Here is a 12,549-nt window from a genome sequence, read left to right as displayed (position 1 = left end):
TCCGCATCATCCGACCCGCCAGCGGCTCACAAGGCCGCTAGGCGCTCCTCGCTTGACCTTTCCCGTCACAGTGACAGAATCAGGGTTCCTTTCCTGTCACAGTGACAACCATCATGACCGACCCGAAGGCACCGAAAACCACCTCCGCACAACGACAGGCGGCGCTCCGCCAGCGTGCGCGCTCCCTGGCCTATGGTCTCGACGATGACGACATCCGCACGGCACCCGACACCGCGCTCTTAGAGGCGCTCCCGATCGCCTACCGTGCGCGGCAGACCGCTCCTATCGAGGGCATCGTGGTCGAGCTGCTCCATCGACTCGGCAGGCACGTGAAGATCATCCCGGTCGAGCCGCCAGATGTCACAGTGACAAGGCGCGGATATCCGCCAGCTGATCCGCCAGTGTCGAGCGTCACAGTGACAACGACACCCGAGCCGACTCCCGAGCCGAAAAGCCGGCGCTCCTACCCGATCGAGGTGCAGCGCATGGCGGTCGGTATGGCCGATGCGGGCATAACGAGCCGGGAGATTGTCGACGCCATCAAGGCTATGGTCGGTCGCGCTCCCGCCGTGAGCAATGTGCAGAAGCTCCTCAAGGGCTGGCGGGCGGCGCTTGATTGAAATTGCTGCATCGGCTGATTCGGTCGACGTTCCACATGAAACATCGCCTATTCGACTTCACCGAATGTGTCAATGCTGCTCAGAATCGGGCGCTTTTTATCCGTATCGGCGTTTAGATATCCGCCGTGGTATGGTTGATTGAAATAGGTCGCTCGGCACGCATCGGGCGCTCAATGACCGGAGGCAACAATGGAAAAAAGGGGGTTCCTATCCATGATGGAGGTTGTCGTATGTCTGGCTCGTTTCTTCGATTACCGCAAGTCCTCGCGCTCGCTGGACTGCAAAAAAGCGCGCTCTACAAGCGCATCGGTCTAGGTCAATTCCCGCGACCCGTTAAACTTTCGGCACGCTGCGCAGTATGGCCGGAGGATGAAATCCGGGACTGGCAGAAACGCCAGATCGACTCCCGCGACAACGCGGCATAGGGGGTCGATATGTTCGCACAACAAAAAACCGCGTCCGACTCGGCATCGGATCGCGGCTCAGAGGGTGTTTCTTCAGGCACTCATTCTATCACCGAGGCTACCCGGTTTCTCGACGCGCTCGACTCCGAGGCGGAGGTCTTCACATTCCAGACCTTCGACGATAAAGGTCGGCGCGGAGAGCTGGCTCGCACCATTCACGGCTCGATTGATGATGTCTTCGATGCCCTGTCGCGTCTGAATGACCAGGGAGCCGGGGTCTTCGTCACCGTCAACGAGACGGACGGCACGGCGCGCAAGGAGGAGAACATCGTCCGTGTCCGGGCCGTCTTCGCAGACTTCGACCCGCCGAAGACCAGGCCGGCACCGGCAAAGTATCCTCTGGAGCCTCACATCGTCGTGGAGTCGAGTCCCGGCAAGCACCATGCTTACTGGCTCACCGAGGGGATGTCGCTCGACGCCTTTACTCCGACGCAGAAGGCATTGATCACGGCGCTCGGCTCCGACCCGGCACCGAACGATCTACCTCGTGTCATGCGGCTACCTGGGTTCGATCATCACAAGACCGATATCCCGTATCGGGTCCGACTCATTCACGTGGAGCGGTTTCTCGATTATCCGGCGGCGGCTATCAAGGCGGCATTCCCGACGGTCATCAATGATCGGCACACCGATGCACCGTCACCCGATGATGATGTCGTTGTCGAGGCGCTGCGTCGAGAGGGCCTACTGCTGAAGGAGAAGACCGGCGGAGGATGGTTTCTCACCTGTCCATGGTCGGAGGAGCACACCACAGCGTCGACACCGACATCGACGGTCTATTACCCGGCACACACCGGCGGCTATCAAGGTGCGGCATTCAAATGTCAGCACGGCCATTGCACACATCGCACAGCGCGCGATCTGGAGGAGCGGCTCGGTATTGCCTCGTCATGGCCGGAGCTGCTCCCGATCGGTCAATCGGTACCGCCGGAACCCTATCCGCTCGACGCGCTCCCTAAGCTGATCCGTGAGGCGGTCGAGGAGGTGCAGCAATACAACCAGGCACCGACCGCGCTTGTGGCGACATCGGCGCTCACGGCGGTCTCGACGGCGATACAGACCCGCGTCGATGTGCAGCGCTCGACACGGCTATCGGGTCCGGTCGGCCTATACGGGCTGGTCATCGCAGACTCGGGAGAGCGCAAAACGAGCTGCGATAAGTTCTTCAGCGGCATCATCGAATCCGCCGATATCGAGGCGGCACGCGCGGCAAGGCCGGAGGTGCAGAAGCACCAGGCGGATATGCGCTCATGGGAGTCGGAATGCTCGGGATTGTCCGACGCGATTCGACAGGCGAAGAAGGCCGGCAAGTCGGTCGATGCACTCCGCGCTGATCTGGAGTCGACCTATCGTCAAAAGCCGGAGGCACCGCGCGTGCAGAAGCTGCTGCGGCTCGACGACACTCCCGAGAACCTTGCCTATGTCATGCACAAGCAATGGCCGGCGGCGGGTGTCCTGTCCTCCGAGGCGGGTGTCATCTTCGGGTCGCACGGCATGGGTAAGGATTCCATCGTCCGCAATCTGGCACAGCTCAACGTGCTATGGGACGGCGGCACCCTGGATATCGGTCGGAAGACATCGGAGTCCTTCACCCTGAGAGGCGCTCGTCTGACGCTCGGTCTCATGATCCAGCCTCAGACACTGCGGTCCTTCTTCGAGTCCTCCGGCGCGCTGGCGCGCGGTACCGGGTTCCTGGCTCGGTTCCTCGTGGCGTGGCCGCAGAGCACGCAAGGCCAGCGCATGTACCGGGAGGAGCCGGCGGCATGGCCGGCACTCACCCGGTTTCAGGGTCGGCTCGGAGGCATCCTCCGCGCTCATGTCTCGATCACCGAAGACGGTCAACTCGATCCCATCGCACTGAAGCTGTCGCGCGAGGCGAAGGAGATATGGGTCGAGTTCCACAATGCGGTCGAGGCGGAGCTACGACCCGACGGTGAGCTGTACGAAGTCCGCGACGTGGCGTCGAAGGTCGCAGACAACGCGGCTCGGCTGGCGGCGCTGTTCCATGTCTTCGAGAATGGCGACAGCGGCACCATCGACGCCTACGCGATGGAGAGCGGCACCATGCTTGCGGCGTGGCATCTCCATGAGGCACGGCGATTCTTCACCGAGCTGGCGGTTCCCGAGCCGGTCCTACAGGCGCAGCGGCTCGAATCCTGGCTCATCGGCCATTGTCGTCAGCACGGCGTCGATACGGTCGCGCGTCGTGAGGTGCAGCGGCTCATCATCCCGTCGACACTGCGGCGTCGAGAGGCGCTTGATCCGGCGCTCCGGGAGCTGGCGGAGGCGGGTCGGGTCCGGGAGATCACCGAGGGCAAGCGCAAGCTGATCAGGGTCCGCGCGGAGGTCCTCACATGAGTCTCGCGGATTTGATGAAGCGGCGCGTCCATCGCTGCGACAACGCAGTTATGACGGTGACACCCGCGACACCTGCGACACTTGAGGGCGAAACAGGCGCAACTGTCGCAACTGTCGCAACTGTCGCTGTCATAGAACGTCGTCGGCTATGGATGGTCCGGCACCCGGACGGCTGGATCAGTCACTCATTCACGCCACCGATCACCGAGTCGGAGGTCCGGGTGTGGCATCCCGACGCGGAGGAGGTCGTCGAGGAGGAGGAGCCGGTCGTCGTCATCACCGAGGATGTCGTCGTCGAGGAGGGCGTCGTCGAGGTCGTTGTCTGTCACACCTGCGACGCCTTCGAGCGCAACCCGATCAATCCGGTCGGCGGTCTCGGTCGATGTCGCGTCGATGCACCGGCAAGCCGCAGGGCAGGCTCGTTATGGCCGTGGTCCGACGCGGCTATCCGATGCGGCGAGTACCAGGCGGCAGCGGCTCACAATGGCGCTTGTGCGGTCTCATGAAGGCATGGGTCCTCCTGGTGAGAATCGCGCGCCACTGTTTCGGGCCGCGCCATTTCTGTAGTGCGAGAAAATTCCGGCGTTTGTTGAATCTTGCAATGGAGGGTCCGTCATGACCGAGCCGGTCGACATCGACACTGGATTGACCGAGGCGCAGATTCGCGCGGCTCACCTGCTCGCGCAAGGCTGCAAGGCGTGCGACGTGGCCGATGAGGCCGGCGTCGATGAGAGTACCGTCAGCAGATGGAGGAGAAAGCCGGCGTTCGCGGCGCTGGTGCAATCCATCACCGCAGAGGCACATCAGGAAATCGTCGGCAGAATGGCGGAGCTGCTCCACAGATCGCTCGACGTGATCGACGAAATGCTCAGCTACCGGCATGACCCGAACATCAAGCTCCGGGCCGCCATCGCGCTCCTCAACGCCAGCGGCATCACCAGGATGATGAAGGCATCGGCGCAGACCGCAGAGGTCGACTCGGGCGACACAAATCACGCGGGCTGAGGGGACCCTACCACCCACCCGAAAACCGGGGGAAATTCGACGCGCCGGTATGTTCCCGTTTTCCGGTTTTTGCATGGCTCAATGTTTCTTGCACCGACCGCTCGAAATCGGCTCCGCGACCGCTCGAATCTTCCGAAGCATCTGCACTGCGACCCGGCGCTCGGTCGAGGCCGCGCTCGGTCGGAAATGGCGTCACGTCACGGGATGGAGGTCCGACCGCTCATCGGCTCGAAAAGAGGTCGAGAAGGGTCGAAAACGGGCCTACCCGTGTCGCAGTGTGGGGCGAAGTGTGGGGCGAATCGCCTAGCGGATGAAAAAACGTGAAGGTTTACAGCGTGTTGAAAATCGGTATGGCGGAGAGAGTGGGATTCGAACCCACGGAGGGGATAAACCCTCAACGGTTTTCAAGACCGCCGCTTTCGACCGCTCAGCCACCTCTCCGAATTGACCGTCCCGCGCAACACTGCGGCACGGCCCCGGATCGAGCGTCGATCCGAGGCCGGAGAAGGATAGCGCATGTCTACGCCGGACCCAACCGCCTTGATGCTTGCGCAAGCGACTCCATCAGGTATGCTTCGGGAACTCGGATCTTGTCGCCGAGTCACACTCGGCAGTTTGAACTACTCGTAACCGGAGTGACCACACCAATGGCCAACACTGACTTTTCCATCCCACGCAGCTCGCAGTCGGTCATCTCGACCAACAAGGTGCTCAAGAACACCTATCTGCTGCTCGCCGCCACACTGGGCTTCAGCGCCTTCACGGCGATGATATCGATCGCCCTCGCCGTGCCGAGCTGGATGTACCTGGTTTCGGTGATCGTCGCGATGCTGATGGGCATCTTCGTGCTTCCGCGGACGGCCAACTCGTCGAAGGGCATCGGCGTCATTTTCCTCGTCACCGGACTGCTGGGGTTCGGCCTAGGCTCGATCCTTTCCATGTACCTGGCCCTACCGAACGGCCCGCAAACCGTCGGCTTGGCGTTCGGCGGAACCGCGGCAATCTTCCTGGGCCTGTCCGGCTATGCCCTGACCAGCAAGCGTGACTTCAGCTTCATGGGCGGCTTCATCTTCGCCGGCATGATGGTCGTCATCCTGGCGGTCGTGGCGAATCTGTTCCTTCAGATGCCGGCGCTTTCGCTGTCGATCTCCTCGGCCATCATTCTCCTGATGAGCGGTTTCATCCTGTTCGACACCAGCCGCATCGCGCGGGGCGAAGAAACCAACTACATCATGGCCACCTACGGGATCTATCTCTCGATCTTCAACATCTTCATCAGCCTGTTGCAGATCCTCGGAATCATGGGCGACGACTGATCGGTTCGCCCCGTTTCGGGCACGAACCCCGGCCGAGTGCCGGGGTTTTTGTTTGGGCTCTCGACACGACCCCCGCTCGGGGCAAGGAGAGGATTCCATGGATCTCGCGCTGAAGATCGCCGCTGCAGCGGTGCTCGTCTTGATGCTGTTCTATCTTTGGCCGGCCTACAAACACTGGCAGGAGAACGGCCCGAAGGCGGAAAAAGGGGATTGGCAGGCGGCCATCTTGCCGCTCGGAGCGGTCGCCGCACTGGTTGTGCTGCTGATCTTGGCCGTGCGCTGAACCACCTTGACGGGCCTGGCCCATCAGCCACACCGCTCTCTTCCCTCACCCGACCGGCCGGGTGGACGAGCACTGTAGGGTGGACGAGCGAGAGCGAAGTCCACCGAATCCCGCGCCGGCGTTGGTGGACTGCGCTGCGCTTGTCCACCCTACGGGCCACCGGCCGGTTGCGTAAAAAACGCGCGCCGCGATTGCAGGCGTCGGCAATCTCACTCAGCCGCCCTTCGGCTCTTGGTGAATCGCTGCGGAGCCGGACTCCCACGGGTCCGGCGTTCCGCGCCCCGCGTTCCCTCAATCGCTGAAATCATCTGAACCGCGTCCGCTCCGACGCCAATCGGCGGACGCGGCGCCGACGGCACGCGAGAAGATTGCGGAGGTCACCCGAGACTCGGTTCAGTCGGCATACATGGGGCGCTCTTCCGCCAAATTGAGCCAGCCCTTGACAACCCGATAGAGCGTCCAGAAGTACACGACGCCCCAGACCAGGAAGCCGATCAAAAACACGCTCGTCGCCAGGCCGACGAGGCCCCACAAAAGCTGGAACCAAAAGGTTCTGATCTGCCACACGAAATGGGATTCGAGCCAAGTGCCCCGCACCTCGGCAAGACGGAGATAGTTCACGACGACGCCGATGACCGATGTCACGCCCAGAATAAACGACAGGGCCTGCATGAGATAGACGAAGCCGGTCGTCGTCTTGAGTGGGTCGGTCGTGTCGGGCCCGGCCGAAACGGGTTGGACCTTGTGGGTCGATTCATCCATCGAGGCTCACCAGGGGCGATATTGAAGGCCGGGGATGGCTTCGCGATCGAAGACCGACGGCAGCTCCCGGATGAGCCGATCCACCTCTTCCAGATCCATGTGCCGACCGTAAGAGGCCTTGGCCGCATCGATCGGCAGCTCGACCCAATAACGGATGGAACCCGGCTCCCGCAGGATCTGCAGGGTGTTGTCGGCGTGATCGATGATCCCGAGATAATCGTCTTCATGTTGCAGGCGAGGCAACAGCTGCTCGCGGATCTCCCGGCTGCTCACCTCCAGCGCACTCGCCGACGAGACCGACTCCCCCGAACGCTCGAATAAGTAGTAGACGCGATAGTGCATGGCTGTCGTTGTTCGCTCTCTGTGTGCTGTGACGGTCTGGTCTCGACACGGCGTAGCGCATAAGATGTGCCGGAATCCGCGGTCGCTCGAAAGCCTCCTCGCGCCCACCCGAGGCGCACACCGAGGCGGCTCGACCTAAGGCGAATTCGATTCGCCGAGCACTTCCGCGCGGATGCGGGATCCGGCAATCACACGCTCTGCGCAGCGCCGCGTGACGGATCACCTCAGAGCCATTCGGAGACGCCGATGTCCGTTCTCAAAATGAAGCTCCACTGGCAGATCCTGATCGCCCTGGTGCTGGCGATCCTGATCGGGCTGCTGATCGAACGCGATACCGGGATCTTCGGGGTTACTCTTTACGCCATCTTCGACTTCCTGGGTACGCTGTTCCTCAACGCCCTGAAGATGTTGATTGTACCCCTGATCGTGTCCTCGATCATCGTCGGGGTCGCAGGAATCGGCGACTCGAGCAATCTCGGGCGGCTCGGGGGCAAGACCATCGGCTACTATGCGATGACGAGCCTCTTCGCCATCGTCGTGGGTTTGTTGGTCGTCAATATCATTCAGCCGGGTATGGTGGAAGGCTCGGCCGAGGATGTCTTCGGGCTGTCGGCCAGCAAGGGCGAGCTCGAGGCACAATTCGCCGACAAGGGCGCCGCCGACATCGTCGAGATCTTTCTTCGGATGGTGCCGACAAACATCGTCGCGGCGGCCGCGGCGGGCCAGATGCTCGGGCTGATCTTCTTCAGTCTCCTTTACGGCTTCTTCATCACCCGCCTGAACGGCAACCTCGCACAGACCCAGCTCGACTTCTGGAACGGCGTCTTCGAGGTGATGATGAAGATCACCGAGCTGGTGATGCGCTTCGCGCCCATCGGTGTCTTCGCCCTCGTCGCCAAGACGGTCACGGACACCGGGCTGGAGGCATTCGGCCCGCTTGCGCTCTTCTTCTTCAGCGTGGTGATCGCGCTCGGCATCCATTTCTTCGTGACGCTGCCTCTGCTGCTCCTGCTCGTCGGGGGCGTGAAGCCGAGTCGTCACTATCGCGCCATGGGTGCCGCGCTGCTCACGGCCTTCTCGACCGCCTCCTCCTCGGCGACGCTCCCGCTCACGATGGAATGCGTCGAGAAGAACGCGGGTGTCTCCAACCGGACCTCGAGCTTCGTGCTGCCCTTGGGCGCAACCGTGAATATGGACGGGACAGCGCTCTATGAATGCGTCGCCGTCATGTTCATCGCACAGGCCTACGGCATCGAACTCGGCCTCGCAACTCAGTTCATGATCGTGATCCTGGCCCTCTTGACATCGATCGGCGTGGCCGGTATCCCGGCCGCCAGCCTCGTTGCCATCGCCATCATCCTGTCCGCCGTCGGCCTGCCGTTGGAAGGAATCGGCCTGATCCTGGCGGTCGACCGAATCCTCGACATGATGCGCACCTCGGTGAATGTCTTCAGCGATTCCTGCGGTGCCGTCATCATCGCAAAGAGCGAAGGCGAAACCGGAATCCTCGAGCAAGACGGGCCGATCCCGGCCAGGGCCTAGTCTGCCTCTGCGCCCCGAGCCGCGATGACCTCATCGCGGCTCGGCGCAGGGGGACGGGACGGTTTCCCGATCAGGGACAACGGAATGACGATAGCGTGCGGGGACTACGGCAGATCATCCATGCAACGATTGCCCCTCGCCCCCCCGATGATGTCGCCCCCTTCGATCCAGCATCGCGATCCCCGTGTCTGACCTCACGCCACCCGCCAGCGCCGAGACCACCGCCAAGCTCTTTCGCGCGCGCGTCCTCAAACCAGCCGAAGGCGTCTTTCTCTTCCACCCCAGGGCTATCGAACGCCTGATCACCGATCATCTGGCGGCCGCGGCGCGCGACATCTCGATCCCCGATCTCGCGTATTACCTGATGCCTGCCACGGCCTTTCTCACGGGCTTGGAATCGGAGAACCCCGAAGCGCTGGCGGTCATCGAGGGGCTCAACCTGCCGAACTACGTCATCCTTCTGCCGATCCCTCCCGAGCAGCGACTCGACCGCGTCGGCTTTACGAGACTGCTGCGCGACTACTGGGCACGGCGTTTCGAAGCGGAGGTCGCGCGCGCCTGGCAGACGGCACGCGACGATAATCTCGACGGGGATCCCTTCGGCCCGATCGGTCTGACCCGCCGGATCGGCACGCTGGCCTTGGCCGAAGTGCGCGACGTCATGATCCGTGACGGGGTCGTCCCGGCAGGCATCGGCGATGCCTTCATTTGCCGTAGCTTCGTCGCACTGCTCGCACGACTGCGCTATTTCTCGCCGGGGGCCCGCGGCTTTTTCTTTCCGACGATTCGCGATTGGCATGCGCTCGATGTGTGGCTCGTCGAGAGCGGGCTCGATCTCCCGGCATCGCTGCAGGGCGGACGGCTGCCGCGCTTGCTTGAACACACGCGGCCTGATCACCGCTGCGGCGCGCCCGAATATCTGCCGCTGCTCCCGTCGGGTTTACCTTACGGAGACTCGGATCCGGATTTCGCTCGCGCGATCGCGGCGCGGGAGTCCCGCGAGACATCGCCCCTCCGAGCCAAGCCCGCAACGCCGGCCGCTGCCGATAGCCCGGTCGCCGCCCCCGTGGACGACATCGAGGCACGCTGTCTCGATGTCCTGCGCGAAGCGTCTCAACTGGCCCGACGGGACTGGCGAGCGGCACTCCGCCACATCCTGATCACCCCGCTTGCACCACTGCTGGATGCCCTGCTCGCGATCCCGGCGCTGCTGCGACGCAAAGGGTCCGAGGCGCGACCGCGCGGGCTCCGACTGGATCTGCATTTGGCCCTGTTCGCCGATGCAGTGCGCAAGGCTCAACGCGCCGAGCTCGACGACCGCTATGCCGCCGCGCTCCTCAACCTGGCCTTGGCTCGGCGACGCTTCATCGCCTTGGGCGAGCCCTGCCTGAACGCGCGCGACGCCGTCCACGCGATCCTTGCACGACGTGCCGCCGCGGCCGAGAGCACCCTGGCGGATCTGATCGCCGCCAACTCGAAGCTGAGTCCTGACACGGCGCACGAGCTCTCTGTATTGACCGAGCGCTTGGGCGACGACGTCATGCGCTCGGCCTCCTCGCGCTCGGCATATCTGATCCTGCGCGACCTGGAACGGGTTCTGTTGGAGAGCCGCACGACCTACTACCGCTTGCGCCCGTTTCAATGGGCAGCGAGCGGCGGCAAGGTAAGGCTCAGACAGATTTTGCCGTTTCAGGCTCGACTCAAGGCACTGCGCGCGCTCGAGGTCGCATCGAATCGCCTCGAGCAGATCGAATGGCCGACCCGCGAGGTCGAGCGGTTCTCGGTGCCTCTCCAGCGACTCTCGCAACAGCTTTCCACCCGTCTCGCCGGGCAGCTCCGCCCACATCTTCGCACCTCGCTCGAGGAGGCCGGCTTCACCCCGACCAACCACCGCGAGCAGGTTGCGGCCCACAAGATGCGCGAGGAGCTGCTCGACGTCATTCAGCGACGCCGGCATCTCAAGTTCACCGACGTACGCGACATCGTCGCACGCAATATCCTGCGTCTGCCCGACCCGACCCTGGAGGAGATCCGCCACGGCGACCGCTTGGCGCATTTCGATCGGATCGCCGCTCACGCCTTGCCCGGCGTTTACAAGCCGGGCGAATTCTACGTCAAGGGATTGCAGCAGCTCGGCGCGCCTCTGTTCGGCACGCCACGGGGACGCTTGATCCTGCGCCACCTGATCCTGCCGACCGGCCTCGCCTTCCTGGGACTCAAGACGATCGACATCGTGGCCGGTCTGATTTTGCCCGCGGGGAGCTCCGTCCATTTAGCACCGCTCTGGCTGGTCCTCCTGCTCGCCGTGCTGATCAATGCGTTCGCCTACACCCGCGTCGGGCGAGCGATCGCCAAGACGATCTGGCGTGCCATCGCGTGGACCGTCAGTCTGCTGCTGTTCGACGGGGTACGCAAGCTGCTGCGCTGGGCGCCCGTCGCGAGACTGCTGTCGACGAGCCTCATCCGCGGCCTGGACCGTAACCTCGTCCAGCCGCTGTTCATCGGCTTGTTGATCGTGCTCCCCTTCGTGGGACTGGGCCTGCTGATCGACGGGGTCGAGATCGATTACGGTCTGTCCCTGCTGATCCCGGCCTTTGCGATCGGCACGCTCGCGCGCAATACGCCGGCGGGTCGACGCATGCTCGACAACGCGGCGAGCGCCGCGTGGCAGATCCTGAGGCGCCTGAATCAGACCCTCGTGATCGGAGTGGTTCGGGAGCTGCTCCATTTCTTCAAGGAGGTGACACGTCGCTTCGAGCAGGGACTGCATCGCATCGAGGAGCTGCTGAGCCATCAGCTCGGAGAATCGCGGCTCGCGCTCGTCGTGAAGTCTCTGTTTGCGCCGATCTGGAACCTCACGGAGGCCGTCATCCAGTTTTACGTGACCGTGTTGGTGGAACCGCAAGTCAATCCGATCAAGCACTTCCCCCTGGTCACCATCGCGCACAAATTGATGTTGCCCTTCCTTCCCGCGCTCACCGGGCTGCTCGTCGCGCTCACGGAGCCCTTTCTGCCGAAGCTGATCGCCTACCCCTTCGTGACCGTCACCATCCTCCTGCTGCCTGGACTCGCCGGTTTCCTGGTCTGGGAGCTGAAGGAGAATCGGAGGATCTATGCAGCCAATCATGCGGGCTCACCCCTGGTCGGATACGACGCAGGTCGAATCGAGGCGGTGCACCGAGTCAATCTGGAAAGCACGCCGATCGAGCCGGCCATCATCGGCGGCCATGGCGAAACCATGCGGGGGATGCTCCGCCGGGGCTTTCACAGCGGAACATTGCCGAAGGCGTTCGACCGTCTGAGACGCGTGCTGCGCGAGGAGATCCGCGACGAGGTGCCCTACCCCCATCGCCTTCGTGACGCACAGCGTCGCCTCGCCGAGGTCACGCGGGCACTCTGTGTCTTCTGCGACCGCGAGCTCGGCTATGCCCTGCGCCGCCGCTGCGTCGAGCCGAACTGCGGACTGGTCCGCGTCGAAACCGGACAGCCCCGTCTGTCGAGCAACGCATTCGATCTGACCCTGGAGCTGTACGCCTCGAGCACCGCCGATGATCGACCGATCGAGCTGCAGCTCTGCGTCTATCTCGAGGAGCCCGACATCTACCTGAAGGTCGAGGTCAGCGGACCGAAGGAGCAGCTCGGCGAGCCCTGTTGGAGGTTAATTCGCTCCGATCTGGAGGTGTTCAGCGGTCGTGCGGGGGTCAAGCCGGCGCCTTCGGCGGTTTAGGGGTTCCTGCCTCCAGCCTTCAGCTTGCCGCGGGGAGACACTCGCAGTCCGCACTTTCGGACGAAACCGCGCCAGCCCCGGCGGCCCTCAAGTCTGCCGGGGCCGATTCCATCCAAGAACATCGCATACC

Annotated in this window: 11 protein-coding genes and 1 tRNA gene; 8 read left to right on the top strand and 4 right to left on the bottom strand. The window is 63.2% G+C overall.

From position 1 onward, the window contains the following. Window positions 1-113: 113 nt before the first annotated feature. The 3 genes from THIMADRAFT_RS09050 (at window position 114) to THIMADRAFT_RS24640 (ending at window position 3,442) form a co-directional block, all read left to right on the top strand. Window positions 114-620, top strand: a complete 507-nt coding sequence (locus THIMADRAFT_RS09050) for a hypothetical protein (protein ID WP_007192713.1) — start codon at window positions 114-116, stop codon at window positions 618-620. 173 nt (window positions 621-793) lie between these two features. Then, window positions 794-1,045, top strand: a complete 252-nt coding sequence (locus THIMADRAFT_RS28565) for a helix-turn-helix transcriptional regulator (RefSeq protein WP_407635147.1) — start codon at window positions 794-796, stop codon at window positions 1,043-1,045. A 9-nt stretch (window positions 1,046-1,054) separates the two neighbouring features. Further along, on the top strand, window positions 1,055-3,442 hold the full coding sequence (locus THIMADRAFT_RS24640; RefSeq protein ID WP_007192711.1) for a DUF3987 domain-containing protein: 2,388 nt from the start codon (window positions 1,055-1,057) through the stop codon (window positions 3,440-3,442). A gap of 185 nt (window positions 3,443-3,627) precedes the next feature. Here the strand turns inward: THIMADRAFT_RS24640 and THIMADRAFT_RS27060 are convergent, their stop codons facing one another. After that, a complete protein-coding gene (locus THIMADRAFT_RS27060; protein ID WP_158308370.1) occupies window positions 3,628-3,771 on the bottom strand; it encodes a hypothetical protein in 144 nt (47 codons plus the stop codon). 286 nt (window positions 3,772-4,057) lie between these two features. Here THIMADRAFT_RS27060 and THIMADRAFT_RS09035 point away from each other — a divergent pair, with 286 nt between their 5' ends. After that, complete coding sequence (locus THIMADRAFT_RS09035; RefSeq protein WP_007192709.1) at window positions 4,058-4,447, top strand: phBC6A51 family helix-turn-helix protein; 390 nt, start codon at window positions 4,058-4,060, stop codon at window positions 4,445-4,447. 351 nt (window positions 4,448-4,798) lie between these two features. On the opposite strand, the gene THIMADRAFT_RS09030 is transcribed toward THIMADRAFT_RS09035, so the two are convergent. Then, window positions 4,799-4,888: transfer RNA gene (locus THIMADRAFT_RS09030), tRNA-Ser, on the bottom strand. Window positions 4,889-5,094: 206 nt separating this feature from the next. Between THIMADRAFT_RS09030 and THIMADRAFT_RS09025 the strand changes: the two genes are divergently transcribed. Continuing rightward, window positions 5,095-5,763 (top strand): Bax inhibitor-1/YccA family protein, encoded by a 669-nt coding sequence (locus THIMADRAFT_RS09025; RefSeq protein WP_007192708.1) that lies wholly within the window; start codon window positions 5,095-5,097, stop codon window positions 5,761-5,763. A 97-nt stretch (window positions 5,764-5,860) separates the two neighbouring features. Further along, entirely contained in the window at window positions 5,861-6,046 is a 186-nt protein-coding gene (locus THIMADRAFT_RS09020; protein WP_007192707.1) for a hypothetical protein, read from the top strand. A 393-nt stretch (window positions 6,047-6,439) separates the two neighbouring features. On the opposite strand, the gene THIMADRAFT_RS09015 is transcribed toward THIMADRAFT_RS09020, so the two are convergent. Then, window positions 6,440-6,808, bottom strand: coding sequence for a DUF4870 family protein (locus THIMADRAFT_RS09015; RefSeq protein ID WP_007192706.1), 369 nt, complete (start codon window positions 6,806-6,808; stop codon window positions 6,440-6,442). A gap of 6 nt (window positions 6,809-6,814) precedes the next feature. Next, complete coding sequence (locus THIMADRAFT_RS09010; protein WP_007192705.1) at window positions 6,815-7,150, bottom strand: hypothetical protein; 336 nt, start codon at window positions 7,148-7,150, stop codon at window positions 6,815-6,817. 246 nt (window positions 7,151-7,396) lie between these two features. Between THIMADRAFT_RS09010 and THIMADRAFT_RS09005 the strand changes: the two genes are divergently transcribed. Together THIMADRAFT_RS09005 and THIMADRAFT_RS09000 are read left to right on the top strand one after the other, a co-directional pair. Further along, window positions 7,397-8,692 (top strand): dicarboxylate/amino acid:cation symporter, encoded by a 1,296-nt coding sequence (locus THIMADRAFT_RS09005; protein ID WP_007192704.1) that lies wholly within the window; start codon window positions 7,397-7,399, stop codon window positions 8,690-8,692. Between the two features lie 184 nt (window positions 8,693-8,876). Further along, on the top strand, window positions 8,877-12,419 hold the full coding sequence (locus THIMADRAFT_RS09000; protein WP_007192703.1) for a hypothetical protein: 3,543 nt from the start codon (window positions 8,877-8,879) through the stop codon (window positions 12,417-12,419). Window positions 12,420-12,549 lie beyond the last annotated feature (130 nt).

Source organism: Thiocapsa marina 5811, assembly GCF_000223985.1.
Lineage (GTDB): Bacteria > Pseudomonadota > Gammaproteobacteria > Chromatiales > Chromatiaceae > Thiocapsa > Thiocapsa marina.
This window is presented reverse-complemented; position numbering and strand designations above follow the sequence as displayed.

Coding starts and splice junctions, on each gene's coding strand:
- THIMADRAFT_RS09050 (WP_007192713.1), top strand. CDS start 114: ATGACCGACCCGAAGGCACCGAAAACCACCTCCGCACAACGACAGGCG.
- THIMADRAFT_RS28565 (WP_407635147.1), top strand. CDS start 794: ATGACCGGAGGCAACAATGGAAAAAAGGGGGTTCCTATCCATGATGGA.
- THIMADRAFT_RS24640 (WP_007192711.1), top strand. CDS start 1,055: ATGTTCGCACAACAAAAAACCGCGTCCGACTCGGCATCGGATCGCGGC.
- THIMADRAFT_RS09035 (WP_007192709.1), top strand. CDS start 4,058: ATGACCGAGCCGGTCGACATCGACACTGGATTGACCGAGGCGCAGATT.
- THIMADRAFT_RS09025 (WP_007192708.1), top strand. CDS start 5,095: ATGGCCAACACTGACTTTTCCATCCCACGCAGCTCGCAGTCGGTCATC.
- THIMADRAFT_RS09020 (WP_007192707.1), top strand. CDS start 5,861: ATGGATCTCGCGCTGAAGATCGCCGCTGCAGCGGTGCTCGTCTTGATG.
- THIMADRAFT_RS09015 (WP_007192706.1), bottom strand. CDS start 6,808: ATGGATGAATCGACCCACAAGGTCCAACCCGTTTCGGCCGGGCCCGAC.
- THIMADRAFT_RS09010 (WP_007192705.1), bottom strand. CDS start 7,150: ATGCACTATCGCGTCTACTACTTATTCGAGCGTTCGGGGGAGTCGGTC.
- THIMADRAFT_RS09005 (WP_007192704.1), top strand. CDS start 7,397: ATGTCCGTTCTCAAAATGAAGCTCCACTGGCAGATCCTGATCGCCCTG.